We start from the raw sequence: 26,431 nt of genomic DNA on the forward strand, positions 1-26,431 counted from the left end.
GCTTTTTTAATGAGTGTTACTCCTAGTATTTTCTCTTTTTTCTCCGGTTCAGGATTTCTAGATTTAGGGTTTGAAACTAGCGGTTTTAATATTGTTTATGTCAATGAAATATCTCCCTCATTCATGGCTGCATATCGTTATTCACGGGAGGTACTGAAATTACCCTTACCGGAATACGGTTATCATGATGGAGAAGTAGGAGATGTCACTCAACTAATTTTCGGCAGACAAGCAGAGACTTTTCGGGAATTAGTACAAGATTGTTGTCAATCAAATAATATTGTGGGGTTTATTGGCGGGCCTCCTTGTCCTGATTTTTCTATTGGAGGAAAAAATAGAGGTTTTTTGGGAGATAATGGTAAGCTTTCGACGGCTTATATTGAATTAATTTGTCAGAATTTACCTGATTTCTTTTTATTTGAAAATGTTAAAGGTTTGTGGCGAACTAAAAAACACCGTCATTTTTTTGAATTGCTCAAAATCCAGCTACAAAAATCAGGATATATATTAACAGAACGGTTGATTAATACAATTGAGTATGGTGTACCTCAAGATAGGGAAAGAATCATTTTATTAGGGTTCAAAAAAAGTTTTATGGCAAATATTGGGATAAAATTTAACGATGAGCATCTGTTAAGTTTTCCGTGGAAAAATCAAATTTTATATAATAAAGAAAATATTTTTACTTATCCTTGGATTCACTCTAATCATTTTAAAGAAGACTCTATAATTCCTTGTCCTGATAATATTCCTCAAGAAATTACTGTTGAGTATTGGTTTAAAAAAAATCATGTAATAAACCATCCTAACGCCAAGCATTATTTTCAACCTAGAGCAGGTATTACCAGATTTGCTAGTGTTGCGGAGGGAGATGTTTCTAAAAAATCTTTTAAACGTCTACACCGATGGCGTTACTCTCCTACAGCTTGTTATGGTAATAATGAAGTGCATTTACATCCTTACAAAATTCGGCGGATTTCTGTGGCTGAAGCATTAGCAATACAGTCTTTACCTGCAAATTTTGTCTTGCCAGAAAATATGTCACTCACGAATATGTTTAAAACTATTGGGAATGGTGTACCGTATTTGGCAGCAAAAGCATTAGCTCAGTCTATTCTGGATTTTATAGAAGTTGGTATAAAAAGTAATTAAAATTCTACATAAAACACGAACGTATAACGTCAAATAAGATACTAGTGCTTGCTCACAAATACCTAGCGATTCAGTCAATAAATACTCTGTTTTCAAGCTATACTTGTGATTGAGTATTCTTTAATATATGTAAAGGATATTAGTTTTTTGTAAAGATTTATAATCAATCACTAACAAAAGCCACGATGGCAGCACACTATCCAGACATTGATATTGCGCCATTTATCGATCACGCCCTGTTAACGCCAACTGCTACTCCAGAGCAGGTTGAGCAATGGTGTGAACAAGCAGATAGATTTAATTTTGCCTCAGTTTGTTTGTATCCGACTTATGTCAAACAAGCAGCAGAACATCTCCACGGCAAGCAGCCTAAAGTTTGTACGGTAATTGGTTTTCCTACTGGAGCGACAACTAGCGCAGTCAAGTTATATGAGGCTCAAGAAGCAGTGGAAAATGGAGCTACGGAGTTAGATGTAGTTATAAATTTAGGCTGGTTGAAGGTTGGTAACACTGAGGCAGTCCATCGAGAAATTGCCGAAATTTGTGAAGAAACTGGGCAAGTAGTTAAGGTAATTTTGGAAACAAACTTACTTACGGATGCAGAAAAAAAACTGGCCGCCGAAATTGCGATGGACGCAGGTGCAGCATTCTTGAAAACCAACACTGGTTGGCATGGTGGTGTGACAGTGGCAGATGTGCGACTTTTGAAAGAGGTGGCACGAGAAAGGGTGGGAATCAAAGCCTCTGGGGGGATTCGGACTCTCCATCAAGCATTAGACTTAATATTAGCGGGTGCTAGTAGAATCGGCACATCTCGCGGTATCGATTTAATCCACCAGCGTAATCACCCAGAAAAAAACGAATAGTCATTTATTTGATTGTTCTGAGTTGTTGGTCATTCGTCCTCTGTCTTTGACTAATGACTAATGACTAATGACCAATGACTAATAACTAATGAGTAAAACTTATAAAGCAACTGGTATTAATCTCAAAACTCAGGCACTGGGAGAATCAGACAGAATAGTCACCATCTTGACAAGAGAATTTGGTTTGATTCGAGCAGTTGCTCCAGGTTCACGTAAGCATAACTCCAGCCTTGGTGGTAGAAGCGGGATGTTTGTCGTTAATGAATTGTTGATTGCCAAAGGGCGATCGCTTGATAAAATTACTCAAGCCCAAACCTTAAAAACTTACCCAGGTCTGACAAAAGATTTGGGCAAATTGGCAGCAAGTCAGTATTTAGCAGAAATAGTTCTTTGTCAAGCCTTGAGCGAACAACCACAAGAGGAACTATACGAGTTACTCAATGAACACCTTTATCGCTTAGAAGTATTGCCCAAAATAGAGTCAGCAGGTGTTCTTGGCTACTTATCTCATGCGGTTTTTCATCTCTTAGCCTTAGCTGGACTCGCCCCACAAGTACAAATCTGTTGTCTAACTCAACGCACTCTCATCCCAGACTTAACAAATCCCCATTGGCAAGTTGGATTTAGCATTGGGGCTGGTGGAGTAGTTTGCTTAAATGCTTGGGAAAACCTGCGAAAAGAGGTGCATAAAGTAGCCAAAGAGACTTTAGAGCTAAATTCTGCCCATTCCGAAATAGCCCCTTATCAAACAGTCCGCCATCGGCAAGAAATACCCACAATTTCTGCTCGATTGAATGCTACAGAATTTAGTATGCTCCAACAGCTCTCACAACCAGAGATAATGCAAAATAGCACCACTAAAAATGAAAGCTGGTTATCTGTGGAGCAAATTTTGCGCCAGTATACTCAGTATCATCTGGGTCGCCCCATTCGCTCTGCCACTTTGATAGATTCTTATTTTGCTGCCAACCATGATGCAACCGTCTGAATTGGATAGAAAAGTACTGCCGTTGTCACCAACTCAAGCCAGAAAACAGAATAGAGCATCAGATTCTCCAGTCCCAAACCACTTGAGTGCTGTGCCTCCTTCTAGTCACACAGATAGCCCAGAAATGTCTCCAGCAGATGTTTCTCGCCAAAATCAAAATTGGACATCGGAAATTCCCAAGACAGATGTCCCCCATGACTCAGAAAAAACATCCCCAGAGTCATTAACTAATCATCAAGTGAATGGCAATGGGCGAACAGTACCATTAGTCACACCACCAGAAAAAGAACCACAATCATCCAATAATTCTGGTTCTGGTGGAGAAGCAACACCAGGTAATATGCAACAACAGGGGTTTTTACCTGTATTCAAAAATCCCAATTTTCTTGCTCTTTGGGGTGGTCAAGTTTTTTGTCAACTGGCAGACAAAGTTTATTTAGTGCTGATGATTGCCTTGATTAACACCCAGTTTCAAGCCAGTAATCAAAGCATCAGTGGTTGGGTATCAGCCTTAATGATGGCTTTTACTATCCCAGCTGTGTTATTTGGTTCTGTGGCTGGTGTGTTTGTCGATAGGTGGTCGAAAAAAACCGTGTTAGTGGCAACAAATGCTTGGCGCGGGATTTTAGTTTTAGCGATTCCTTTTCTTTTGTGGTTAACTCATGATTGGCAACCCATCGGCGTGATACCTGTAGGTTTTGCCATCATTTTGGGTGTGACTTTTTTGGTGTCCACCTTAACACAGTTTTTTGCCCCAGCAGAACAGGCGGCAATTCCCTTAGTTGTGAAAGAACAGGATTTACTATCGGCTAATTCTCTCTATACAACGACGATGATGGCATCAGTCATTGTCGGGTTTGCTGTGGGAGAACCACTATTGGCAATAGCTGATAGTGTTTGGTTACAACTAGGAGGTCATGGTGGACTTGGCAAAGAAATTTTAGTTGGTGGTAGTTATGCGATCGCTAGTATCATCTTGTTATTGCTGATTACTAATGAAAAAACTCATGCCCCAGAAACTGAATTTCCTCACGTATTTTCTGACTTAAAGGACGGGTTACGTTACCTCAAAGAAAATTATCGCGTCCGCAATGCTTTATTACAACTGACAATTTTATTTTCTGTCTTTGCCGCCTTAACTGTTTTGGCAGTCCGCATGGCAGAAATTATTCCTCACTTAAAAGCCTCTCAGTTCGGCTTTTTACTGGCGGCTGGTGGTGTAGGGATTGCGGCAGGAGCCACAATTCTCGGTCAGTTTGGTCAACGTTTCTCTTATACTCAACTCAGCCTTTGTGGTTGTTTGGGCATGGCAGCATCTTTAGTAGGTTTAGCAGTATTTACCACACAACTATGGTTAATCTTACTACTAGTAACCCTACTAGGTATTTTTGGTTCACTGGTGGGTATCCCTATGCAGACAGCCATCCAAACCGAAACCTTGCCAGAAATGCGTGGTAAAGTATTTGGCTTACAAAACAACGTCATCAATATTGCCCTTTCTCTACCCTTGGCTTTAGCAGGTGTAGCCGAAACCTTTGTGGGATTAAAAGCTGTGTTTTTAGGACTAGCAGCGATCGTCTTTTCTGGAGGGATATTAACTTGGTATAACTCTCGTGATTAATTGGCGAATTTAGTGCTATTTGTATCCAATTATTAACAGACTGAAAGCTTTTGCTTTCATGGTAAACTGATCTCAGAAAAATTTATCCCAAACTTGCTGGTGAGCAATCTGATGTCAGCCAGTCAAATTTGGGGGAAAAGTACATCTATGTACAAATAAAAAACAAAACAAATAAGCCTAAAAATTATCTGGTTTAACGAACCTTATATGAGGTTTCTTAGCTGGTATAAATTAATTAAGTAAATAGCCAGCAAGTCAAACAAGATAAACGACACCACAAAAACATCAAAATAAATAATTAACCACGCTCTTCTGATAGCTGATAAAGAATGCGTATAGCCTGGATTGGAAAAAAATCACCCTTTTGTGGCAACGTCACTTACAGTCGAGAAGTTACCAATGCCTTATTAGATAGAGGACATCAAGTTAGCTTTCTCCACTTTGCCCAAGAAGAATCGGAAACAGATAATTGGCCAAATTTCCAAGAGGTTTCTCTACCTTTTATATATAAATCGCAGGTTTATACCATTCCCACCTTCAAAGCAACCAAGGTTTTAACTGATTCACTCCGGGAAATCAAGCCAGACGTAGTCCATGCTTCTTTGACTTTGTCCCCTCTCGACTTTGTTTTACCAGAAATTTGTGAACAGTTAAATTTACCCCTGATTGCCACCTTTCACACACCCTTTGCAGGTAAAGGGGCAAAACTCATATCTGGCACACAACTCCTAGCCTATCAACTCTACGCACCCTTTTTAGGTAACTACGATCGCGTGATTGTATTTTCGCAAATCCAGCGAGAACTACTAGCACGTATGGGTGTACAAGAAAAAAATATTGCTGTTATTCCCAATGGTGTAAACACGAATAAATATTCACCAGGTTATTCGCAAATCAAAACCGAATTCCAAGCAGAACGCTTGTTTGTCTATCAAGGCCGGATAGCCCCGGAAAAAAATGTAGAATCCCTGTTGAGAGCTTGGAAGCAGGCAGATATGGGTTCTAGTAGTAAGTTATTAATTGTGGGTGATGGCCCTCTCAGGGCTTCTCTAGAACCGTTTTATGGTTTAGATTACGGCATCATCTGGTTAGGATTTGTCGCTGATGAAGACCGTCGAGTCGAAATTCTCCGTGGTGCAGATGTATTTATTTTACCTTCTTTAGTAGAAGGATTATCTTTATCATTATTAGAAGCAATGGCTTGTGGATTAGCTTGCCTAGCAACAGATGTCGGTGCAGATGGAGAAGTATTAGAGAAAGGTGCAGGGGTAGTGATGAGTACGAAAACCGTGCGATCGCAACTCAGAACCCTCTTGCCATTATTCCAAGATCATCCCGAATTAACAACTGTTTTGGGACAAAAAGCCAGAAAACGAGTAGAAGAGCTTTATACTCTCAAGAAAAATATTACTCAGCTAGAAGAACTATACAGTGAAGTTTTAGTCCAGCGTCCTCTCAAACTCAGTTGGGGAGCCTAGAGACTTGACTGATGCAGAAAGATGATATTTTGAGAGTGTCAGGGTGTCAAAACCTTATTCCTAAATAGTTAGGGCATGGGAAATTTGAAATCCCATACCCTGCATTTTCAAAGCGTTTTGATTTACTGGTGAGCTATGGACGAAGCTTATACTTCTTGCTTAGACACAACCTTAGTATCAACTGTTTGACTAACTGTAGTGAGTGAGTCAAACAAATCTTCGTATTGATTTAATGCTTGCTCAAAAGCATATTGCTCAATAGCATATTTTCGACTGTTATAACCCAGTGTTTTGGTTTTTTCTGGGTGTTCATACAAGTCTAAAATGGCTGTTGTTAAAGCTTGGGGATTTTCTGGCGCAACTACAACACCACCACCACTCTGTCTTACCGCTTTAGCAGCTGTACCATTATCAGGTACAGATGCGATTAAAGCTCTGCCACTAGCCAGTAAGACTTGAATTTTGGACGGCATATTAAAGGAAATTACATTTTTCTTTTGCACAACTAAACCAACATCTGCCGCAGCCAGCATTTCTGGTAAATGTTCTCGTGGTTGAAAAGGTAGCAACAAGACATTATCAGCACCGCAGTCCAGACAATATTGTTGTAACCGCTTTAAACCTTTAGCTTCACCAGCAATTACAAAGCTAATTTCTGGGATATGACGTAGTTGTGCGGCAGATTGAATGACAGTTTCCAAGCCTTGAGTCAGAGCAATATTGCCTGAATACAAAACTACAAACTTGTCATTCAGGTTATGTGCAGCACGGAAAGAATTATTGTCTTTTGGTAGAGGACGAATAAAATTCACATCAACCCAGTTAGGTATCTGCTCAATTTTGTCAGGTGATACACCTTTAGAAACTAAATTGTCCACAAACCCATCAGCAATCACGCTAATTTTCGTAGCACTGCGATAGGCAAATTTTTCTAATATGGAAAATACTTTAATTAGCCACTTATTTTTCAGCAATCCCACATGGATAGCTGCTTCTGGCAATATATCTTGGAGATTCAAAACTACCGGACAAGCTCGTAACCATCCCAGTAGAGATGCAGGTACACAAACAGGTAATGATGGAGATGTTGACAAAATTACATCAGGTCGCCAACCGAAAAGAGCAGGCAAAAAACTAGTAACGACGAAGCTAGCATCTAGTAATACTCTGTCTATTAATTTCGGTTGCGGACGAATCCAGACGAAACTACGTTGTATTTGGACACCATTTTTGTATTCCTTAACGTACCACTTACCACGGTAAGCTTCGTAAATTTGTCGCTCAGGGTAATTAGGCATAGCTGTGACTACACGCACTTGATGTCCGCGCTTGGCTAATCCCTCTGCTAATTCCGTCATTAACGGGGCAATACCAATTGGTTCTGGATAGTAGTTGTAGGAGTAAATCAGAATCCGCATAACAAATTAGTCAGAGTTCCCTGGCTGGTTTAAATAATAAAACAAGTGTTGAGATTGCTTTTTCGTAATAAAGCACCTGTATTTGATTCTGACTTTAGATTATCTTCTTTGTCAGTAGGCTTAATTGAAGATTCAGTGAAATTTATTACTAACTTCTTAAGTATGGCGTGGCATATTCAATACTGCTGATTAATGAGATGTGATTTATGACTTAAGTAGCTAGTATAAGGGTAATCTCCATGACAAGTGATTAAAGTTTCTAGCAATATCTAGCAAAACTTTGTTAAGGGTAAGTAAAATTAGGGTAATTTATCACTCTTATATCTGAGAGCAGCAGTATTTGTGACAGAGTAAATACCTGTGTCGAGTAGAAAATATTCTCTGTACAGACTGGGAGTTGAAATTTTTCTATGAGGGTAATCTAACTGGATCTTCGGAAAAATCAGTTGATAAGTTTGAAGATTTAGTTAATTTATAAATTTAATGAATAGATATGCTAATGGTTCATCACATTAATTTTGCTGGATTGTAAGATCCTGGGCTTGTTCAAGAATTTGAGGTTTTCAATCAGAATTAATGAGACATATCTCTAAGTAATTTAAAGAATTTGAGATAAGAATTTACGAGTGCGTTCTTCCTGGGGTTGGGTGAAGAATTTATCTGGGGTAGCTGATTCGATCAGGTTTCCACCATCCATTAAAACGACTCGATCTGCAACCTCACGAGCAAACCCAACCTCGTGAGTAACTACTACCATTGTCATCCCATCACGAGCTAGATTTCGCATCACGTCTAGAACTTCTCTTACCATTTCTGGATCTAAAGCCGATGTGGGTTCATCAAATAACATGATTTTAGGCTGCATCGCCAAAGCACGAGCGATCGCTACTCGTTGTTGCTGTCCCCCAGATAATTGTCCTGGGTATTTGTGCGCTTGTTCTAAAATTCCTACTCTTTCTAATAACTGCATAGCTAATTCTTCAGCTTTAGCTTTCTTCGCACGTCTTACCCAAATAGGCGCTAGGGTGATATTTTGCAGTACTGTCAAATGGGGAAATAAATTAAACTGTTGAAATACCATTCCCACTTCTCGACGGATAGCTTCAATATTTCGCAAGTCGTGGCTGAGGGTAATGCCATCAATTGTAATTTTCCCTTGTTGGTATTCTTCTAAAGCATTGAATGTACGGATAAATGTTGACTTACCTGAGCCTGAAGGCCCCATTAAAACAACAACTTCCCCTCGATTTACTGTTAAACTTACACCTTGGAGAACATGAAATTTTCCATACCACTTGTGAACATCTTCAGCAATAATTATTGATGTTTGTTCTGTCACAGATTTATCCTCATTTTTAAAAACTAACTAATTATTATTTAACTGCCTTTCCAATCTCCGAGAAGCCAAAGACATTGAATAACAAAATACCCAATAAATCAAACCAATAAATAGATAAACTTCTGGATAACGGCCGATAAACTGGGGCTGTGCCAAAATTGAACGAGCAATACCCGTCAATTCTACTAAGCCAACAAGAGATAATAATGAAGTATCTTTAAATAAACCAATAAATTGCCCAACAATTGCGGGAATAACTGCCCGTAAAGCTTGTGGCAATACAATTAATATAACTAGAAATGGTGTATTTAATCCTAATGCTTTTGCCGCTTCCACTTGTCCACGAGAAACATTTTGTAGTCCACCACGGATGTTTTCTGCCATATAAGCAGCACTGAATAATACTAATCCAGCGATCGCTCGCAAAACTCGATCTAATCGAACATCAGATGAGAGAAACAACGGTAACATGACCTGAGCGAGAAATAGAATTCCAATTAAGGGAACTCCTCTGATAATTTCAATATAAAAAATACTAAACCAGCGTATTACGGGTAAATTGCTAGTCCTTCCTAAAGCGAGTAAAATCCCAATCGGAAAAGAAAGTACAATACTTACTGCTGCCATAAGTAGAGTTAGTAGCAAACCATTCCATAAATTACTAGAGACAGATTGTAAACCAAATCCACCGCCGATTAACCACAAAATCACAGGGAAAGACAATAGCCATATCAGAGAAAGCCAAGGACTAACTAATTTTGTCAACTTTGCACCTAGCCAGTAACCAGGAATGAGTAAAGCTGCAATTAAAAACAACCAAAGACGAGATATTAAATCTACAGGAAAAACAATTATTAATAAACCAAAGATGACAGCAAATATGCTAACTATCCGCCGTGTCAGTCTTTGTGTACCTAAGAAAACACCTGCCGTTATCGCTCCTAAAATAGAAGCGATCGCCAGTACAATCCAAATCCGCCAATACTCATTTTGTGGATATCTACCAACTAAAAATAAACGTAAATTGACCTGAATTACTGCCCATTGTGCTTGAGTAGTTGCCCAAATAAGCAATCCTCGCACCACCCAAAACAGTAATACCAAACAGATAACAGTTAATATGCTGTTATACCAAGTACTAAATAAATTTTTACGCAGCCAAATTAATTGTTTAGTCATTAGTCAATTGTCAATAGTCATTGCTAAAATTCCTACCCATTACCTATTACCCATTACCCAATCTCCAGCAACTTTTGAATTTTGTTAGCGCAGCGTTAGCGAGTCCGCGATAGCGCAGCGTTAGCGACGCAGGAGCGTCGCGTCATTTTGAATTTTGAATTGTTATCTCTCCTTAATTTGCACTGTACGATTAAACCAATTCATGACTAGGGAGATAGTCAAACTGAGGATGAGATAAGTTAGTGTTAGTAGTAACATGACTTCTACAGCTTTGCCAGTTTGATTAAAGGTGGTAGAGGCGACAAAATAGAGATCAGGATAGCCGACAGCGATCGCTAAACTGGAGTTTTTGGTGAGGTTAAGATATTGGCTTGTCAGTGGGGGAATAATTACGCGCAAGGCTTGGGGAAAAATGACTAGACGCATAATTAGGACTGGTTTTAAACCGAGCGATCGCGCTGCTTCCCATTGACCCCTAGATACTGATTGAATCCCACCTCTAACAATTTCGGTAATGAAAGCACCAGTATATAAAGTCAACCCTAAAAGTAAAGTGGAAAACTCTGGAGATAAAGTAAACCAAGGTAGTTGTATTCCATTTTGACTAAAGCCAACCAATCCCCAAATAGAAATTTTGTTCTCTGTTTTAGGGAAAGTAAGAAAAACTGCAAAGTACCAAAATAGCAACTGTAAAAGTAAAGGCGTATTCCGGAAAATTTCTACATAAATTAGTGCAATATTTCGCACTAGCCAATTATCAGATAATCTAGCAACTCCAGCAAAAACTCCAACAATTGTTGTCAGGATAATACCTGTAATTGCTATTCGCAATGAATTAACAAGTCCCACCCACAAGGCGCGGCTATAAGTGTCAGATGGTTGATAAGAAACTACTGTTTCGCCAATATCAAAAGATGCTTGCTGATTGAGGAAATCAAAACCAAACTGAAGACCCAATTGCTGTAAATTGCGACTAAGGTTACTCAAAAGTATAGTCACCACAATTGCGACTACAAACACAGCAATCAGTTGTCCAGCAATGTACCAAAAGCGTTGATCTCGCCAAAAAGGGGGTTTAGTCATTGGTCATTGGTCAATAGTCAATAGTCATTAGTCAGTGGTCATTAGCAATTCTTATTCTCTCACTCCCTCACTCGCTCACTCCCTACTCAGCACGGGCTAAACGCCCCGCTTCCGCTAACAGCACTCAGTACTCTCTGACTCCTCTTTTCTTAGCGAAAAGGTGGAGAATATAAAAGTCCGCCTTTTGTCCAGAGTTGATTTTGACCACGGGCTAGGTTTAGTTTGGTTTTGGGGCCGAGATTGCGATCGTAAACTTCGGCGTAATTACCGACGTGTTTGATTACTCTAGCAGCGAAGTCATTAGTTAAACCAAGTCCTTCGCCTAATTTACCTTCAGTGCCTAAAAAGCGTTTAATATCTGGGTCGTTACTATTAGCAAATTGACCTATATTTTGGGAGTTGATCCCCAACTCCTCACCTTTGAGTAAGGCATAAATTACCCAACTTACAGTATCACTCCATTTGGTGTCCCCTTTGGCAACGGCTGGGGCAAGTGGTTCTGAAGAAATAGCTTCATCTAAAATCAAATTGTCTTCTGGTTTGGGTAAAAGCGCACCGCGTGAAACCAAAGCTGAACGGTCGGCTGTAATAGCGTCACATCGCCCCTCAGCGTAAGTAGCAAATGTAATGTTAACGTCTTCAAATACCACTGGTTTATAGGTAATATTCCGTTTCCGCATTTGGTCTGCTAAATTTTGCTCAGTGGTGGTTCCAGTTTGTACACAGATTGCTTTGTCTTTGAGGTCTGTTAAAGATTTAATCCCACTATTTTTGCGAACCATGATGGCTTGGCCGTCGTAAAAGACAACGGGTGCAAATGCCAAACCAACCGAGGTAGCGCGGCTGAGTGTCCAGGTAGTGTTGCGGCTGAGAATATCAACTTCACCAGTTTGCAAGGCTGTAAATCTTTCTTTGGCGTTGAGGTTGCGGAATTCTACTGCATCTGGGTTGTCAAATAAAGCAGATGCGACAGCGCGACAGACATCTACATCAATACCGCTATATTTACCGTCAGTTCCCACAAAGCTGAATCCTGGGACTTCGCCACTGACACCGCAAATTAACTGACCGCGATTTTTGACAGTATTCCAGCGATCGCGTACTGTTGGTGCTGTTGTTGTACTTGCTCCAGTTGTATTTGCTGTTGGTGCTGAGTTTCCGCTACAAGCAGTAGTAGCAACAAAGAAAGATGCAGCCAAGCAGAAAACTGACCTTTTCATAGATTTCTAGGATAATCCTTGTTTTTAAACTAATAATTATATTTATCGATAGTCATTAGTCATTAGTCATTGGTCAATAGTCAATAGTCATTGGTCATTGGTCATTATTTCTTCATTTTGAATTTTGAATTGATTTTGCACTCACTACTCATTACTCATTACTCTTTCAAGTCAGCTATACTCCAAAGTGATACCCTCACTATATACTGAAATTTTCTAGGGCTGGATTTTATGACATCCTATGCAACCTCCTCTGCCAAAGCGGAAATGAGTGAACTCCGGCGGTTAAAAGGCTTACTACCGCCAGAATTGCAGAGTTGGGTCACTGTTGAAGGCACAACTGAAGTCAATCCACCCCTGATCCGTAGCGAAGAAATTGGCAAAGACCAGGTAGAAATTCAAATTGACTTGGTGAAATGGGATGCTCTCGCAATGGATCAGCGTAATCTGCTGTTCTGGCATGAAGTTGCTCGCATTCAAAATGACACTATTCCCAAAGATGGTTGGGAAATGGCAGCATTAGCTATTGGTTTAGGTGGTGCTGTAGGTGAATTGTGGGTACAGGATGGATTGTTGTTAGTGTTAGCTGTGGCGCTATGTGGCGTTTCTGGCTGGCGACTTTATCAAAAGAATAATGGGGAAAAGCAACAGAGAGAATTACTGGATGCGGATGAGAAAGCGATCGCTTTAGCAACCCGTTTCGGTTATAGTCTCCCTAATGCCTATAAGAGTCTTGGTAGCGCTTTAAAAACCCTGATTGATACAACTCCTAGTAAGCGTCAACGTTCTCGATATGAAGCTAGACTTTCAGCACTTAAACGCAGTGCTAACAAAGCAAAAGCTAAGTCTCGTACTACAGATGAAGATGGGTTGTAAAAACGCCAGATATCCTACGGGAAGCCCGTTTTTGGCTTGCCCGTAGGATAATCATGTCTGTGGCTCTTTTGACTACCTAAAATTTACGCTTCAGGCAAAAAGCACCTAAACCCAGCAGCATCAACCCAGCAGTGGCTGTGGGTTCGGGAACTTGTTTTGGGGGTACAAATCCTTGTAATTCTTCACCACTAGCTTTAAATCCGTAAAGATAAGTGGGAATTAGGAATTGCCCTTCTGGACAAGGTGTATCGATAGCTACTTGAGTGCTGGTAGTGCCATCAGTACAAACATCAAACTGAGTACCACCACCAGTCTGAGTCACACTGAAATCATTATCTGTACCCACAAGAACAGAGTAGGAACCATCAGCTAGTTTAGGGCCGATCGCTAAACCTTCCAATTTTTCGGGAATTTTCAACCCGTTGCTTGTCAAAGCATTAGCTATATCCAAGAATAGAGACTTGGTGACAGGTTGTACACCAGACGGTAAGTCATTACTACCAGCCAAGCTAATACTGCTCACATCTGTAGCACCAGTTAAATCAATTTTATAAACTCGTTTACTGCCAACAGGATTTTCACCAGTCGGATCGTCTACACCGATACCTCGGTTATCCCGTTCCAAAACTAAAAATTCCTTGTCATTCAAGGCGATAATGGCGCTGATACCAATGTTACGTCCCTGTTGAGTAGCAGAGAAATCATTTGCTGTTCCGGGAATGCGATCGTTGATATCTGAACGACTTTCTACCTGATAGATATACTGAGCAGTACTTTCACCTGTTTTAGTATCAAATTCCACTAGCCGTAAATTACGACTCCGCCGTCCCTCATTAGAAGCACCCTCATTAACTAAGGGGTCTTGCAAAAGAGCATATAATTTACTACCATCTGGACTGAGTGTTACACCTTCAAAACCTCGGTTATCTTGGCGACCACTGGTAATAGTTGGACGACCGTCAACATAGTTAAGATCGCTGCCAGATTGAGGAATTAAATTACTTGGTGTGGCAAATGCGCGAATAAAATTACCATTGGGGCTGAACTCATACACAGATGGCCCGTATTCATCAGAAACGTAGTAGTTACCATTGGGAGCCACTGCAAATCCTTCTGGGTCAAAACTCAAACCCAGCACTCCCTTGTTACCGTTCAGTAACTCTGGATTTAACCCGTTAAAGTTACTACCATTTTTAGTGAAGAGAATTGTGTCTAGTAAGGTGAAGTTACTGATGGCTCCGGTGTTAGAGTTAACATCTAAAGAAAACTTTTGTACTCGCGTATTGTAAGACAAAACACCACCACCAGGGCCGCGATCGCCTAAACCATAATAGACATTATTGTAGCGATCGTAGTAAAGATCCGAGAACACACCACCCAATCGGTTAGTATTGGCGCTATTGACCTCAACAACAGACAAATCTTTGCCATCATTGGGGATCACAATCTCGTTCACAAAGGAAATAGCATGGGCGGAAGTCACAGAACCCGTAATAGTAACTAAGGTAGTTGCTATGGAAAAGCTGAATCCAGAAAACCACTGCTTGACCGCAATCATCTAAAAAATCCCAAAATGCTCACTTTTACAAGCTTTGGGTTATTTAATTAATAAAAAGTTAATCAGAGGTTAAGGTAGTTATTGTCACATGGATATTTCATAGAATTCCGTTCTATCAAACAGCATCTTCATCAAAGTTTTACCTCAGAGAGTGCTGAGTAGGGAGTGAGAGAGTGAGAGAGTGAGGGAGTGAGGGAGTGAGGGAGAAGAAAAGAATCTGTTGCCTAATGACTAATGACTAATGACTAATGACTAATGACCATTGACCATTGACCATTGACTAATGACTAATGACCATTGACCATTGACTAATGACCATTGACCATTGACTAATGACTAATGACCATTGACCATTGACCATTGACTAATAACATTACAAAATTTTTAATTTTATCGCTCAAATTTACCTAAATTTATTATTCTCTGAGGCTAGAGCTGATCTAACATTTTGTGAGTCTGGGGTACGACACGAACGTGTTTTAAAAACTGCTTCATCAAGGCTTGCCAAGTTAAAACTTGTTCTGGAGACGGAGCAAGGGCTGGTGTGTTGGTGAATTGTGCAGACGCACTTAAAGGCGTAACAGGTTGTAAAAACACGGGAATATCGAGACTAACATCTGCCACTAACAAAGCAGCACGCTCTAACTCAACTGAGTTTGTATTATGAGAAACAATGATTTTCACAAACGTATCCAAATGTGGATAACACAGTTGCAAAAACTCTGTATGCTCTGGCCAGTGAGACTCGCCGCTAACGCTGGGAAGTTTTAAATCCATACCTACAGAGTCTAAATAGGGCAAAACCATGGCCAGTTGTTCTGGGCGATGTCCGCCAGTCTCTAAGTATATGGGTAGACTAATAAGCGATCGCACCCTGGGCAAAAATTCTTGTAAAAAATGAGCATGAAGAAGTGGTTCTCCTCCGGTTAAGCTAATGCTATCGTGTAGACAAGGTAAATTTTGCCTTTCAATCCATTCGATGAGAGTGGCTAAGGGAACAGGATTTGAGTGCAGTTCAAAATCTCGTAATCCAGGCGATTTTTCGATCTTACAGGTAGTGGGTGCATTCCATGTGTGAGCGCTATCGCAAAAGTGACAGCGCAAGTCACAAAAAGCAAAACGAATAAAAATTTGACGTGTCCCGACATTCAGTCCTTCCCCTTGAATAGCAGAAAAGACCTCAATCAGGCGTGCAGTAGGTTCAGCTGTAGTTTTAGCAGTCATGGGTATAGTAGTAACGCGATCGCACTGCGTCAATCCAACAATAAGTTATGTTTTTAGCTTCTTGTTCTATTGTGAATCTTTGAAGGCAGTCTGTGATCTTATCCTGAGCCACTAACTATATTTCTACTAATTTCACATGAGGTTAGGTAATTTTCTAGGACAAAATCATGTTTGGCAGATTAAATTCATATGGGAACGAAAGTGCAGAGCTTCATGACTAGCCAACCCACAGAAGTAAATTTTCCAGTTATTACCTTAAATGAAACCGTAATAGTTCAGGTTCCGGCTCGAATGAGCGTGCTGGAAGCAGTAGGCTTTAAGCAAACCTGCCAAGAACTAACTCAACAAGACTCCCATCCCCAGGAAATCATTATTGATTTTCAACACACCACTTTTATGGATAGTAGTGGTTTAGGAGCCTTGGTAAGTAACTTTAAAACTACCCAAGAAAAAGGAATTACTCTGAGCTTGCGGAATGTCACTCCGCAAGTGATGGCAGTATTAAACCTGACAGGACTGGATAAAGTTTTTTCTATCGAGCCTAGCAGTGAAAAATTGCCTACAGAAACTGACGATGGTGCAGATCATCAAAAAATTTCTCCCCGCAAAATTGAGCAACTACCAACGACTCATCGGTCTGTGGCATCCTGGACTAAACGATTGATCGATATTATTGGTGCTTTGGTAGGATTAGTAATTACAGGAATTTTGTTGATTCCGATTGCGATCGCTATTCAAATTGACGATCCAGGACCCATTCTCTTTGGTCAAATTCGTTGTGGTTGGATGGGCAAGCGGTTTAAAATTTGGAAATTTCGCTCGATGTGTGTAGATGCAGAAGCGAAAAAATCCCAAGTCAAAAATCAAGTCCAGGGGGCTTTTTTCAAGAATGAACATGATCCCCGAATCACACGTGTAGGTAGATTTATCCGCCGTACTAGCATTGATGAAATCCCGCAATTTTGGAATGTCTTAAAAGGAGATATGAGTTTAGTCGGGACTAGACCACCCACACCCGATGAAGTAGAACGCTATGAAGTCCCAGAATGGCAGCGCTTGGATGTGAAGCCAGGGATGACTGGAGAATGGCAAGTAAACGGACGTTCGACAGTACGTAGTTTTGAAGATGTGATTCGTCTGGATTTGCTCTATCAAAAGAACTGGAGTCTATTTTACGATTTGAAATTAATTTTCAAAACCGTGGCAATTCTCTTTAATAGAAATAGTGGTGCTTACTAACAGTTTTGTTGATACTTAGCAAAGACCAAAACTAATTATTAGCTTGAAATAAATCACAATCAGCTTGTGAAAAATTAAATTTCCCTCAAAAGATTTTCTAGGGAAATTTTTTATTGTCAAAAATACATAGTAGTTAACTATAGTTAATGAAGCATACTTGAGAGGAACTGTATATGTTATTCGGATTAGGATGGCCAGAAGTAGCGATAATTATTGTCGTGGCTGTGGTAATTTTCGGCCCGAAAAAAATTCCCGAATTGGGAAACGCACTTGGTAAAACCCTACGGGGTTTTAAGGAGGAACTAAAAACTCCTAGTGAAGATACCAACCCGGAAGAAGACGATCAAAGCAAAGGTCAATAGTAGAGATGAGAATTATCGCATCTCTACTATCGACTAAAGCAAAGTATTAATTACTGAAGAAGATGCGATACCATTGAGATTTTCAGCAACAGGATTTGCGGGATTTTGTTGCTGTATCTCCTCTTTGACCAATCCCCGCAGCTTAATTAACTTGATAGCACGGCTGACGCTTTCTGGTAGAATCACTACTAGACCGTGATCAGGAGCCATATCCAAGCCTTTGTTAATTGCTTGGGTTTCATCCAAAATTGATTCAAACCGGGCATCTGGCTTGACTTGCCTGATACCTTTAGTGATCAAATCGGAGGCTGATCCCCTTGGTCTTCCTCTGGTTTCATCGTCTTCTTTGACGATGACATAATCAAAAATTTCGGCAGCTAATTTGCCCAAAGTGACAAAATCTTCGTCTCGGCGATCGCCTGGTCCACCCACGACACCTATACGTTGTCCTGTTGTCCAGTTACGCACGAACGCACCCAAAGCTTCGTAGCTAGCTGGGTTGTGAGCATAATCAACTAAAGCGTGGTAGTTACCCAAGTTAAATAAATTCATCCGTCCTGGTGTTTGACTCACAGAGGCACGGAAAGTCTTTAAACCAGCACGAATTTGCTCAATGGTGACATTCTGCACAAAGGCTGCCAAACTTGCCGCTAAGGCGTTGGCAATCATGAATGGTGCGCGTCCACCCATTGTTAAGGGGATGTTTTCTGCTCTTTCTATGCGGTGTGTCCAATCACCTTTGACTATAGATAAATAGCCGTTTTCATATACAGCTGCTACGCCTCCCTTTTGGATGTGCTTACGCACTAGTTCCGAGTCGGGATTCATGGTGAAGTAGGCAATATTAGCTTTGGTTTTTTCTGCCATCGCCGCTACACGACGGTCGTCGGCGTTGAGGACTGCATAGCCATCAGGGTATACAGACTCAGCCACCACACTCTTGAGGTTGGCTAATTGGTCAATGGTATCGATGTCACCTATCCCTAAATGGTCAGATGCCACATTTAATACTACACCTACATTAGCGGATTCAAAGCCCAATCCAGACCGTAAAATGCCACCACGGGCTGTTTCTAAGACGGCAACTTCTACTGTTGGGTCTTGTAAGATGACATGAGCGCTCTGAGGGCCAGTGTTATCGCCTGATTCAACTAAGTAATCACCGATATATGTGCCATCTGTAGTTGTATATCCTACTACTTTCCCTGTTTGCTTATAAATATGAGCTAGCAGGCGAGTAGTTGTAGTTTTACCATTGGTTCCCGTGATGCTGAGAACAGGAATACGTCCGGACTGTTCATTGGGGAACAGCATATCCATGACTGCACCAGCAACGTTGCGAGGGATACCTTGGCTGGGGGCAACGTGCATCCTAAAACCAGGAGCAGCGTTAACTTCCACAATTACCCCATCTACTTCCCGCAAGGGACGGCTAATATCGGTAGTAACGATATCTAGTCCGGCAATATCCAAACCGATAATTTTGACTACTCTTTGAGCTAACCAGATGTTTTCGGGATGAATTTCGTCTGTCCGGTCTACAGCAACACCACCAGTACTGAGATTAGCAGTTGCTCTTAAATAACAAATTGTGCCTTTGGGTGGCACACTGTTGAGTGTGTAGCCTTGCCTTTCTAGGAGTTGGTAACTGGTGCGGTCGAGTTCTATCTTGGTGAGGACTTTATCGTGTCCTTCACCCCGGTTTGGGTCAAGGTTGGTTTCCTCAACCAAATCGGCGATCGTTGATCTGCCATTACCAATCACATGAGCTGGTACACGTTCTGCGACTGCTACCACCTTTCCATCTACCACGAGTACTCTGTGGTCGCGCCCAACGTAATATCGCTCAATAATGATTGATCGGGAAACCTGTCTAGCTGCCTCGTAGGCGGCTTCAGCTTCTTCCCAAGTTCTGATATCGATAGTAATACCGCGTCCATGATTGCCATCTAAGGGCTTAATCACAATCGGATAACCACCGACATATTCGATCGCTTCTTCCAAATCATCCAAGAAATTAATCACTGTACCCCTGGGTACTGGTACACCAGTTGCGGCTAAGATGCGCTTGGTTGCTTCTTTATCGCAAGCTAGTTCCACTCCCAAAATGCCGGTTTTATCGGTCATTGTGGCTTGCATTCGCTTTTGATTCACGCCGTAGCCTAGTTGAATCAAAAAACGAGCGCTCAGTTGCATCCAGGGGATACCACGTTTTTCTGCTTCTTTGACTATTGCTTCTGTGGAGGGGCCCAAAGAAGCATCACGCCATAAATCTTTCAGGTCTTGTATATCTTGCTCTAGTTCTGCCTTGGGATAGCGGCCGCGATCGACAATGCTTTGGCACAACCTGACAGCTGCCCTTCCAGCATAGCGTCCTGCTTCCTCGTTGAGATACTCAATGACTACCTGATAAATACCAGGTGTGGCAGTTTCACGGGTACGACCAAAGCCCACGTGCATTCCCGCCAATTCTTGCAGTTCTAGGGCTACGTGTTCCACGATATGACCCATCATGGTGCCTTCTCGCACTCTCATCAAAAAACCACCATGACAGCCAGGCGAGCAATAGTGACCCTCTAGACTTGGCAAAGCCTCTACTAATCCTTCATAAAATCCGGGGATTTCATTTGAGGGCGTCTCGGCAAGGTTCTCTAAATCGAGGCGCATGACGATCAGTTTGTGGCGTCGAATGCTCCAGTAGTTTGGGCCGCGTAAGGTCTGGATCTTGAGGATTCTCATGGGAATAGGTAGATGGAGATTCGGAACCAAAATTCTAGTTTCTAACTGGAATTGATCGCTAAACTGTTCATTAAAAACAGTTTTTTCTTTTTACATGGTATTCCTCTGATTTTTCTACAGCAAGAAACAAATTGGCGATCAATTCAGTCTAACCTCAGTTACTCTATTCCGTCAGCTGGAGATGCGGTGTACAGCAGGCAATACGGTGCGCTGGTACAGGTGGAAGCGATCGCCATAGCTGAGGATATGCAGACGTAAGTTATGCAGGGTTAATGGTTCATTTGCACCAACGTGGGGTTCATTGGTGTGGGTGAGTTCGGTGGGATCGATAATTGTGACACTGCCTTTACCCATGACTTGTAACCAACCATCACGTTCAAATACAGCACAAGTATCTTCATCAATGCCAATGCCTAACCGATCTGGGTGAGATGCGATCGCGCTCATGAGCCGACCCATGCGATTGCGGTTGTGAAAGTGTTGGTCAACAATGACTTCGGGTATTAACCCCAAACCAGTTGCCATGTCTACCAGGGAGCGATTAGGGGTTTCGCCACTACCGCCACCTGCAATCATGTGATGCCCCATCACTGCCGCCCCAGCACTTGTTCCTGCCAGAGTAAGTTGTCCCCCTCTCACTCGTTGCCGAATAATTTCCATCGCTGGTGTATCTGCCAATACACCACACAGGCGTAGTTGATCTCCTCCGGTCAAAAAGACTCCACTACAGGCTTCTAGGGATTCTTTGACCTGGGAAGATTCGCACTGTTCCCGTTCACGAATGTCTAAAATTTCGACCTTTTCAGCACCCATTTCTTCAAAAATACGGATATACCGACCACCAATAATCGCGGGTTCGCGGGAGGCGGATGGAATAATTGTAATATATGCCTTACTTGCACCTGAACGTCCAAAAAAAGTTCTCAGGATTTCGCGTCCATGAACTTTATCTTCTGCGCCTCCGATGACGAGAACGGCGGTCTTAGTTGCTTGGGGTGTCCTCATTTCCAGCGTTTTAGCTTTTAGTTGCGGCATTGTGTTTCTCCTGTCAACAACTTCAGGTGAATTTAACAAGGTTTGGGAGCCTGATGATTTTTGCACTTTGCTTTTTTACTGAGGACACTGCCACAGACTCACATAAAGCCTCATAATTCATGTGTCCTGTGCCGTCCCTCAAAGCCAGCGCCTTGTTTTTCACCTGTCCACTTCTCCAGACTGGCTCAATAGTGCTTGGGGTTCAGGTTCCCCTCTGGCATTAGGAACTAGTTTTCCCATCTGGGCTTGGAGGGAGCAGGTCTTTAGACACATTTTCTGAGGCTGGCTCGACGCATCCTGGAAGTTGTTAACCTGGTTAGATTATTTCTGCAAATGGTAGTTGTGACAATATTTAAACATAAATTAAGTAACTTAGAAAAACTTTTGATCCCAAGATAAATCAGATAGTTCTAGTACTTTTAGATACTATTGATAAAGCTGATCTGTAGTTTGACCCTACATTTGCATCTTGTGTTGGATAGACATTCAACTTTAAGATTAGTGTTCTCGAATACGAATTACTGTGCGCTTTGATATAGTTACGCTTTTTCCTGACTGTTTTACCTCAGTTCTTAACTCTGGGCTGCTGGGTAAAGCCCTCGCCAAACAAATTGCCCAAGTCAATTTGGTGAATCCTAGAGACTTCACTACAGATAAACATCGCAAGGTAGATGACGAACCTTATGGTGGTGGTGTAGGGATGCTGATGAAGCCAGAACCAATTTTTCGTGCAGTAGAGTCGTTGCCAATTTTAGCCCGTCGAGAGGTGATTTTGATGAGTCCTCAAGGACAAACAATCAATCAGCCTCTTTTACGCGAATTAGTCAGTAATTATGACCAATTAGTTGTAATCTGTGGGCATTACGAAGGTGTAGACGAAAGAGTCTTAAATTTAGTTACTCGTGAAGTATCTTTAGGAGATTTTATTCTCACTGGTGGAGAAATTCCCGCAATGGCTTTAATTAATGGGGTCGTGCGGCTAATTCCCGGAACTGTCGCCAAAACAGCTTCCCTCACCGCCGAAAGTTTTGAGGAGGGATTACTCGACTATCCCCAATACACTCGTCCAGCAGACTTTCGCGGTTGGAAAGTCCCTGATGTCTTACTCAGTGGTAATCACGCCGCGATCGCTAAATGGCGTTACGAACAACAAATCAAAAAAACCAGCGATCGCCGTCCTGATTTATGGCAAAAATGGCAAGAGGATAAGGAGGAGTGAGGGGGTGCTGAGTGCTGAGTGCTGAGTGCTGTTAGCGGAAGCGGGGCGTTTAGCCCGTGCTGAGTGGAAGTTGGAAAGTGCTGACCAATGACCAATGACTATTGACTATTGACCATTGACTAATGACTAATGACTATTGACTATGAACATCAGAATTGGTAACGGCTACGACATACATCGATTGGTGAGCGATCGCGCTTTGATTTTGGGTGGCGTTCAAATTCCCCATGAACTCGGTTTATTGGGACATAGTGATGCAGATGTACTAACACACGCCATCATGGATGCCATGCTAGGGGCATTATCTCTGGGTGATATTGGTCATTATTTTCCCCCTACTGATCCCCAATGGGCAGGAGCAGATAGTTTAGTTTTGTTAAATCAAGTACACCAGTTAATTCTTGCCCAAGGTTGGCAGATAGGTAATATTGACTCGGTAGTAGTAGCAGAACGTCCCAAATTGAAACCGCATATTAAAACAATGCGTGATAAATTAGCAACTGTTTTAGGATTACAACCAAATCAAATTGGGATCAAAGCCACCACCAACGAAAAACTAGGGCCAGTGGGGAGGGAAGAAGGTATCTGTGCTTATGCTGTTGTCTTGTTAGTGATGAGTGCTGTTAGCGGAAGCGGGGCGTTTAGCCCGTGCTGAGTGCTGAGTGAGGGGTGTGAACAGTGAACAGTGAACGTTTATTAACTGGTAACTGATAACTGATAACTGGTAACTGATTTGGGGAGTGAGGGAGTGCTGTTAGCGGTAGCGGGGCGATGAGCCGCGTGCTGAGTAGTGACTAATGACTAATGACTATTGACTATTAACCAACTTGCTTCCTAGCTTTCATTCGTCAATAGTTATGATAGAAATTAACAATATCTTTAACTAAGTAAATAAAGCTATGTTAGCTAATAATTTACAGAATGTAGAGCTTCCTGATTTTATCGCCTTAGATAAAGAAGGGCAAATTATTCTTGCAGCTGAAGTTAAAGGGTTTCCATTCACTTTCCAAGACAATAAAACAAAAGAGTATGCCATTTTGCGGCTTATTGATTATTTACAAACAGCAAAAACGCTGATCCCATTTGTTATGCTGATTGACGTAGAAAATATCTTAATTTTTAAATGGGATGGTAAAGATTTGTCACAACCAGTTATTAGCTTGAATACTGCCAATGTACTCAGGGAGTATGAACCAGAATTTAGCAATACACCCATATATAATCTTTATTTGATAGGTCTAACAGAAGCTTGGTTACGGGATTTAGCGTATCATTGGAAATCTGAATTCCCTCCATTCAAGAAAGAAATGGCAATAATTGGTTTATTGCAACTCTTAGAAAATGGCACAACTCATATTTATTCATGATAAATAGTGATAATTTATGTTGAAACTAATTTCTTAATAGGTATTGCTAAAGGGCAAGATACGCAAGGACAACAGTTATTGCAAAACTTACCTTTATCCTTACATTTAGTAGTACCAAGTATTTGTTTTGTCGAATCATTAATAACATTAGATCAAGGAGAAAAATATAATCTTGATTTTCTACATAAGTTAGATATACAGATTAATGAATCAGAACGAGATAATTCAGTTAAGTCTCGGCTATTACTTTATCAACTAGAGCAATCAAGAACTTGCTTTTTGGAACGAAATAATGAAGTTAAGGAGCGTTTTTACATAACATTTAATCAACTTATAGAGAAAGCGAAAATGATTACATTCACGCCTGAAATATTTCAAGAAAGCTTTGGAAGAAGTATTCTGGAAAAGCATCTGATGGATAAATTAATTTTAGAGTGCATAATTCATCATGCACGCTTACATCCTCATGAAATAAAATGCTTTTTAAGTAGTAATTCTCATGAGTTTCGTAAACGAGAAGTATCAGAAGTATTACAAGATCATAATATTCAATACTTCCATAAAACTCAAAACTTCCTTGGCTGGCTCAATTCTCAGCCAAATTAAATTTACTAGTCATGTATTGAAAATATACAATCTATCATGAAAACTTTTGCAAAAATCAAGCATATTTGGTTGTTAATCGCATTGCTAATAACAGCAGTGACTGTTGCGGCTTGTAATCCAGACAATTTTAAAAGCTCGGCTGCACAAGTCCCCCAAGTAGTTACAAGTATCCTCAGCGATCCTAAGACTTTTAATTTTCCGCTTAATTCAGAATCTCCTAATGTTTTTGGGTTGATTTATGAAGGTTTAATTACTGAAAATTATGACACTGGCGGTATTGATCCAGCTTTGGCAGAATCTTGGGAAATTTCTGATGATAAATTAAAAATTGTTTTTACTTTGCGTGATGGTTTGAAATGGTCTGATGGACAACCATTAACAGTAGATGATGTAGTCTTTACTTACAATGACATTTACTTTAATAAAGACATTCCTACAGATGTTCGAGATGTGATGCGAATTGGTGAGAGTGGTAAATTGCCAACTGTGAGAAAAGTTGATAATCGCCGGGTTGAGTTTACTGTACCAGAACCATTTGCGCCATTTTTACGCAGTGCTACAGGATACCCAATTTTACCAGCCCATACATTACGGGAATCAATCACCACGAAAGATTCTGAAGGTAAACCGAAGTTTTTACAAAAATGGGGTGTTGATACACCACCAGAGCAAATTGTTGTTAATGGTTTATATAAATTAGAGCGTTATGACACCAGTGAACGGGTAGTATTTCGGCGTAATCCCTATTACTGGCGTAAAGGGCCAAAAGGCGAAGCTCAACCTTATATTGAAAGAATAGTTTGGCAAATTGTCGAATCTACAGATACAGCTTTACTACAATTCCGTTCTACTGGTTTAGATACTATTGCAGTATCACCAGACTATTTCTCTTTATTGAAGGTGCAAGAAAAGCAAGGTAATTTCAAAATATACAATGGTGGGCCGGCTGCGGGTACGACTTTTATACTGTTTAATTTAAATAAGGGTCGAAGAGACGGTAAGCCACTGATTAATCCAGTTAAATCTCGTTGGTTTAATACTTTAGAATTTCGCCAAGCTGTAGCTTATGCTATTGACAGGCAAACGATGATTAATAATACTTATCGTGGTTTGGGTCAAACGCAAAATTCCCCCATTTCTGTGCAAAGTCCTTATTATCTTTCACCCAAGGAAGGATTAAAAGTATACGATTATAATCTGGAAAAAGCCAAGCAATTATTACTCAAGGCTGGCTTTAAATATAATGCTCAGAATCAGTTATTAGACTCTGACGGTAATCGTGTTCGGTTTACTTTGTTAACGAATGCTGGTAACAAGATTAGGGAAGCTATAGGTTCACAAGTTAAACAAGACTTGAGTAAAATTGGCATTCAAGTTGATTTTACACCTTTGGCATGGAATACTTATACAGACAAGCTTTCTAACACTTTAGATTGGGAAGCTTCTATGTTAGGTTTGACTGGTGGTTTGGAACCAAATGATGGTGCTAACGTGTGGAATCCTGAAGGTGGATTACATATGTTTAATCAAAAACCCCAAGCAGGACAAAAACCTATTGAAGGTTGGGAAGTAGCACCTTGGGAAGCAAAAATTGGTCAACTTTATATTCAAGCGGCCAGAGAATTAGATGAGGCTAAACGCAAAGCAATTTACGCGGAAACTCAACGCATCACGCAGGAAAATTTACCATTTATCTATTTGGTGAATCCTTATGCCTTATCGGCTGTACGCGATCGCTTTGAGGGTATCAGATTTTCAGCATTAGGCGGCGCATTCTGGAATTTGTATGAAATCAAAATTGTGAAGTAGTCATTGGTCAATAGTCAATAGTCATTGGTCATTGGTCACTACTCATCACTCCC

General features: G+C 40.9%; 22 protein-coding genes. 13 read left to right on the top strand and 9 right to left on the bottom strand.

What is annotated here, in order from left to right; all coding sequences use genetic code 11:
- Positions 1–9: 9 nt before the first annotated feature.
- The 5 genes from FD725_RS12180 to FD725_RS12200 all read left to right on the top strand — a co-directional run bounded on the left by FD725_RS12180 (position 10) and on the right by FD725_RS12200 (position 6,105).
- Complete coding sequence (locus FD725_RS12180; RefSeq protein ID WP_179048395.1) at positions 10–1,152, top strand: DNA cytosine methyltransferase; 1,143 nt, start codon at positions 10–12, stop codon at positions 1,150–1,152.
- Positions 1,153–1,337: 185 nt separating this feature from the next.
- Positions 1,338–2,018: a deoxyribose-phosphate aldolase gene (gene deoC, locus FD725_RS12185; RefSeq protein WP_179048396.1), complete on the top strand. Its 681-nt coding sequence runs from the start codon at positions 1,338–1,340 to the stop codon at positions 2,016–2,018.
- Positions 2,019–2,106: 88 nt separating this feature from the next.
- Positions 2,107–3,006 carry a DNA repair protein RecO gene (recO, locus tag FD725_RS12190; RefSeq protein ID WP_179048397.1) on the top strand — a complete coding sequence of 300 codons (900 nt, stop codon included), beginning with the start codon at positions 2,107–2,109 and terminating at the stop codon, positions 3,004–3,006.
- Positions 2,993–4,627, top strand: a complete 1,635-nt coding sequence (locus FD725_RS12195) for an MFS transporter (RefSeq protein WP_179051510.1) — start codon at positions 2,993–2,995, stop codon at positions 4,625–4,627. The genes recO and FD725_RS12195 overlap by 14 nt, the downstream gene beginning before the upstream one ends.
- Before the next feature lie 329 nt (positions 4,628–4,956).
- Positions 4,957–6,105: a glycosyltransferase family 4 protein gene (locus tag FD725_RS12200; protein ID WP_179048398.1), complete on the top strand. Its 1,149-nt coding sequence runs from the start codon at positions 4,957–4,959 to the stop codon at positions 6,103–6,105.
- 146 nt (positions 6,106–6,251) lie between these two features.
- On the opposite strand, the gene FD725_RS12205 is transcribed toward FD725_RS12200, so the two are convergent.
- From FD725_RS12205 to FD725_RS12225, 5 genes are all read right to left on the bottom strand, one after another.
- Positions 6,252–7,523, bottom strand: a complete 1,272-nt coding sequence (locus tag FD725_RS12205) for a glycosyltransferase family 4 protein (protein ID WP_179048399.1) — start codon at positions 7,521–7,523, stop codon at positions 6,252–6,254.
- Positions 7,524–8,121: 598 nt separating this feature from the next.
- Positions 8,122–8,862, bottom strand: coding sequence for an amino acid ABC transporter ATP-binding protein (locus tag FD725_RS12210; RefSeq protein ID WP_306296899.1), 741 nt, complete (start codon positions 8,860–8,862; stop codon positions 8,122–8,124).
- A 27-nt stretch (positions 8,863–8,889) separates the two neighbouring features.
- The gene (locus FD725_RS12215) at positions 8,890–10,041 is read right to left on the bottom strand and encodes an amino acid ABC transporter permease (RefSeq protein ID WP_179048400.1); all 1,152 of its coding nucleotides are present in this window, start codon (positions 10,039–10,041) and stop codon (positions 8,890–8,892) included.
- Between the two features lie 162 nt (positions 10,042–10,203).
- Positions 10,204–11,124 carry an amino acid ABC transporter permease gene (locus FD725_RS12220; RefSeq protein ID WP_179048401.1) on the bottom strand — a complete coding sequence of 307 codons (921 nt, stop codon included), beginning with the start codon at positions 11,122–11,124 and terminating at the stop codon, positions 10,204–10,206.
- 149 nt (positions 11,125–11,273) lie between these two features.
- A complete protein-coding gene (locus tag FD725_RS12225) occupies positions 11,274–12,344 on the bottom strand; it encodes an amino acid ABC transporter substrate-binding protein (protein WP_179048402.1) in 1,071 nt (356 codons plus the stop codon).
- A gap of 231 nt (positions 12,345–12,575) precedes the next feature.
- On the opposite strand from FD725_RS12225, the gene FD725_RS12230 reads away from it, so the two are divergent.
- A complete protein-coding gene (locus FD725_RS12230; RefSeq protein WP_179048403.1) occupies positions 12,576–13,220 on the top strand; it encodes a DUF3318 domain-containing protein in 645 nt (214 codons plus the stop codon).
- A 76-nt stretch (positions 13,221–13,296) separates the two neighbouring features.
- On the opposite strand, the gene FD725_RS12235 is transcribed toward FD725_RS12230, so the two are convergent.
- Both FD725_RS12235 and FD725_RS12240 read right to left on the bottom strand, forming a co-directional pair.
- A complete protein-coding gene (locus tag FD725_RS12235) occupies positions 13,297–14,778 on the bottom strand; it encodes an esterase-like activity of phytase family protein (RefSeq protein ID WP_179048404.1) in 1,482 nt (493 codons plus the stop codon).
- A 429-nt stretch (positions 14,779–15,207) separates the two neighbouring features.
- Positions 15,208–16,002 (bottom strand): 7-carboxy-7-deazaguanine synthase QueE, encoded by a 795-nt coding sequence (locus FD725_RS12240; RefSeq protein ID WP_179048405.1) that lies wholly within the window; start codon positions 16,000–16,002, stop codon positions 15,208–15,210.
- Between the two features lie 189 nt (positions 16,003–16,191).
- On the opposite strand from FD725_RS12240, the gene FD725_RS12245 reads away from it, so the two are divergent.
- Together FD725_RS12245 and tatA are read left to right on the top strand one after the other, a co-directional pair.
- Complete coding sequence (locus FD725_RS12245) at positions 16,192–17,241, top strand: anti-sigma factor antagonist (protein ID WP_179048406.1); 1,050 nt, start codon at positions 16,192–16,194, stop codon at positions 17,239–17,241.
- A 173-nt stretch (positions 17,242–17,414) separates the two neighbouring features.
- Positions 17,415–17,603 (top strand): twin-arginine translocase TatA/TatE family subunit, encoded by a 189-nt coding sequence (gene tatA / locus FD725_RS12250; protein WP_179048407.1) that lies wholly within the window; start codon positions 17,415–17,417, stop codon positions 17,601–17,603.
- A 33-nt stretch (positions 17,604–17,636) separates the two neighbouring features.
- Here the strand turns inward: tatA and cphA are convergent, their stop codons facing one another.
- Entirely contained in the window at positions 17,637–20,342 is a 2,706-nt protein-coding gene (gene cphA, locus FD725_RS12255; RefSeq protein ID WP_179048408.1) for a cyanophycin synthetase, read from the bottom strand.
- A 171-nt stretch (positions 20,343–20,513) separates the two neighbouring features.
- Complete coding sequence (locus tag FD725_RS12260) at positions 20,514–21,377, bottom strand: cyanophycinase (protein ID WP_179048409.1); 864 nt, start codon at positions 21,375–21,377, stop codon at positions 20,514–20,516.
- A 523-nt stretch (positions 21,378–21,900) separates the two neighbouring features.
- On the opposite strand from FD725_RS12260, the gene trmD reads away from it, so the two are divergent.
- The 5 genes from trmD (at position 21,901) to FD725_RS12285 (ending at position 26,378) form a co-directional block, all read left to right on the top strand.
- Positions 21,901–22,596, top strand: coding sequence for a tRNA (guanosine(37)-N1)-methyltransferase TrmD (gene trmD / locus FD725_RS12265; protein ID WP_179048410.1), 696 nt, complete (start codon positions 21,901–21,903; stop codon positions 22,594–22,596).
- A 142-nt stretch (positions 22,597–22,738) separates the two neighbouring features.
- Positions 22,739–23,251, top strand: coding sequence for a 2-C-methyl-D-erythritol 2,4-cyclodiphosphate synthase (gene ispF, locus FD725_RS12270; protein ID WP_179051512.1), 513 nt, complete (start codon positions 22,739–22,741; stop codon positions 23,249–23,251).
- Positions 23,252–23,495: 244 nt separating this feature from the next.
- The gene (locus tag FD725_RS12275) at positions 23,496–23,963 is read left to right on the top strand and encodes a hypothetical protein (protein WP_179048411.1); all 468 of its coding nucleotides are present in this window, start codon (positions 23,496–23,498) and stop codon (positions 23,961–23,963) included.
- A gap of 6 nt (positions 23,964–23,969) precedes the next feature.
- Positions 23,970–24,569 carry a PIN domain-containing protein gene (locus FD725_RS12280; RefSeq protein WP_179048412.1) on the top strand — a complete coding sequence of 200 codons (600 nt, stop codon included), beginning with the start codon at positions 23,970–23,972 and terminating at the stop codon, positions 24,567–24,569.
- Between the two features lie 36 nt (positions 24,570–24,605).
- A complete protein-coding gene (locus FD725_RS12285) occupies positions 24,606–26,378 on the top strand; it encodes an ABC transporter substrate-binding protein (protein ID WP_179048413.1) in 1,773 nt (590 codons plus the stop codon).
- Positions 26,379–26,431 lie beyond the last annotated feature (53 nt).

Source organism: Nostoc sp. TCL26-01, assembly GCF_013393945.1.
Taxonomy (GTDB): domain Bacteria; phylum Cyanobacteriota; class Cyanobacteriia; order Cyanobacteriales; family Nostocaceae; genus Trichormus.

Excerpts from the sequence above, each read along its gene's own strand:
- FD725_RS12195 (WP_179051510.1), top strand. The coding sequence starts at position 2,993 with ATGCAACCGTCTGAATTGGATAGAAAAGTACTGCCGTTGTCACCAACT.
- cphA (WP_179048408.1), bottom strand. The coding sequence starts at position 20,342 with ATGAGAATCCTCAAGATCCAGACCTTACGCGGCCCAAACTACTGGAGC.
- FD725_RS12220 (WP_179048401.1), bottom strand. The coding sequence starts at position 11,124 with ATGACTAAACCCCCTTTTTGGCGAGATCAACGCTTTTGGTACATTGCT.
- FD725_RS12205 (WP_179048399.1), bottom strand. The coding sequence starts at position 7,523 with ATGCGGATTCTGATTTACTCCTACAACTACTATCCAGAACCAATTGGT.
- deoC (WP_179048396.1), top strand. The coding sequence starts at position 1,338 with ATGGCAGCACACTATCCAGACATTGATATTGCGCCATTTATCGATCAC.
- tatA (WP_179048407.1), top strand. The coding sequence starts at position 17,415 with ATGTTATTCGGATTAGGATGGCCAGAAGTAGCGATAATTATTGTCGTG.
- FD725_RS12240 (WP_179048405.1), bottom strand. The coding sequence starts at position 16,002 with ATGACTGCTAAAACTACAGCTGAACCTACTGCACGCCTGATTGAGGTC.
- FD725_RS12230 (WP_179048403.1), top strand. The coding sequence starts at position 12,576 with ATGACATCCTATGCAACCTCCTCTGCCAAAGCGGAAATGAGTGAACTC.
- FD725_RS12275 (WP_179048411.1), top strand. The coding sequence starts at position 23,496 with ATGTTAGCTAATAATTTACAGAATGTAGAGCTTCCTGATTTTATCGCC.
- FD725_RS12225 (WP_179048402.1), bottom strand. The coding sequence starts at position 12,344 with ATGAAAAGGTCAGTTTTCTGCTTGGCTGCATCTTTCTTTGTTGCTACT.
- ispF (WP_179051512.1), top strand. The coding sequence starts at position 22,739 with ATGAACATCAGAATTGGTAACGGCTACGACATACATCGATTGGTGAGC.
- recO (WP_179048397.1), top strand. The coding sequence starts at position 2,107 with ATGAGTAAAACTTATAAAGCAACTGGTATTAATCTCAAAACTCAGGCA.
- FD725_RS12260 (WP_179048409.1), bottom strand. The coding sequence starts at position 21,377 with ATGCCGCAACTAAAAGCTAAAACGCTGGAAATGAGGACACCCCAAGCA.
- FD725_RS12180 (WP_179048395.1), top strand. The coding sequence starts at position 10 with ATGAGTGTTACTCCTAGTATTTTCTCTTTTTTCTCCGGTTCAGGATTT.
- FD725_RS12215 (WP_179048400.1), bottom strand. The coding sequence starts at position 10,041 with ATGACTAAACAATTAATTTGGCTGCGTAAAAATTTATTTAGTACTTGG.
- FD725_RS12200 (WP_179048398.1), top strand. The coding sequence starts at position 4,957 with ATGCGTATAGCCTGGATTGGAAAAAAATCACCCTTTTGTGGCAACGTC.
- FD725_RS12285 (WP_179048413.1), top strand. The coding sequence starts at position 24,606 with ATGAAAACTTTTGCAAAAATCAAGCATATTTGGTTGTTAATCGCATTG.
- FD725_RS12235 (WP_179048404.1), bottom strand. The coding sequence starts at position 14,778 with ATGATTGCGGTCAAGCAGTGGTTTTCTGGATTCAGCTTTTCCATAGCA.
- FD725_RS12245 (WP_179048406.1), top strand. The coding sequence starts at position 16,192 with ATGGGAACGAAAGTGCAGAGCTTCATGACTAGCCAACCCACAGAAGTA.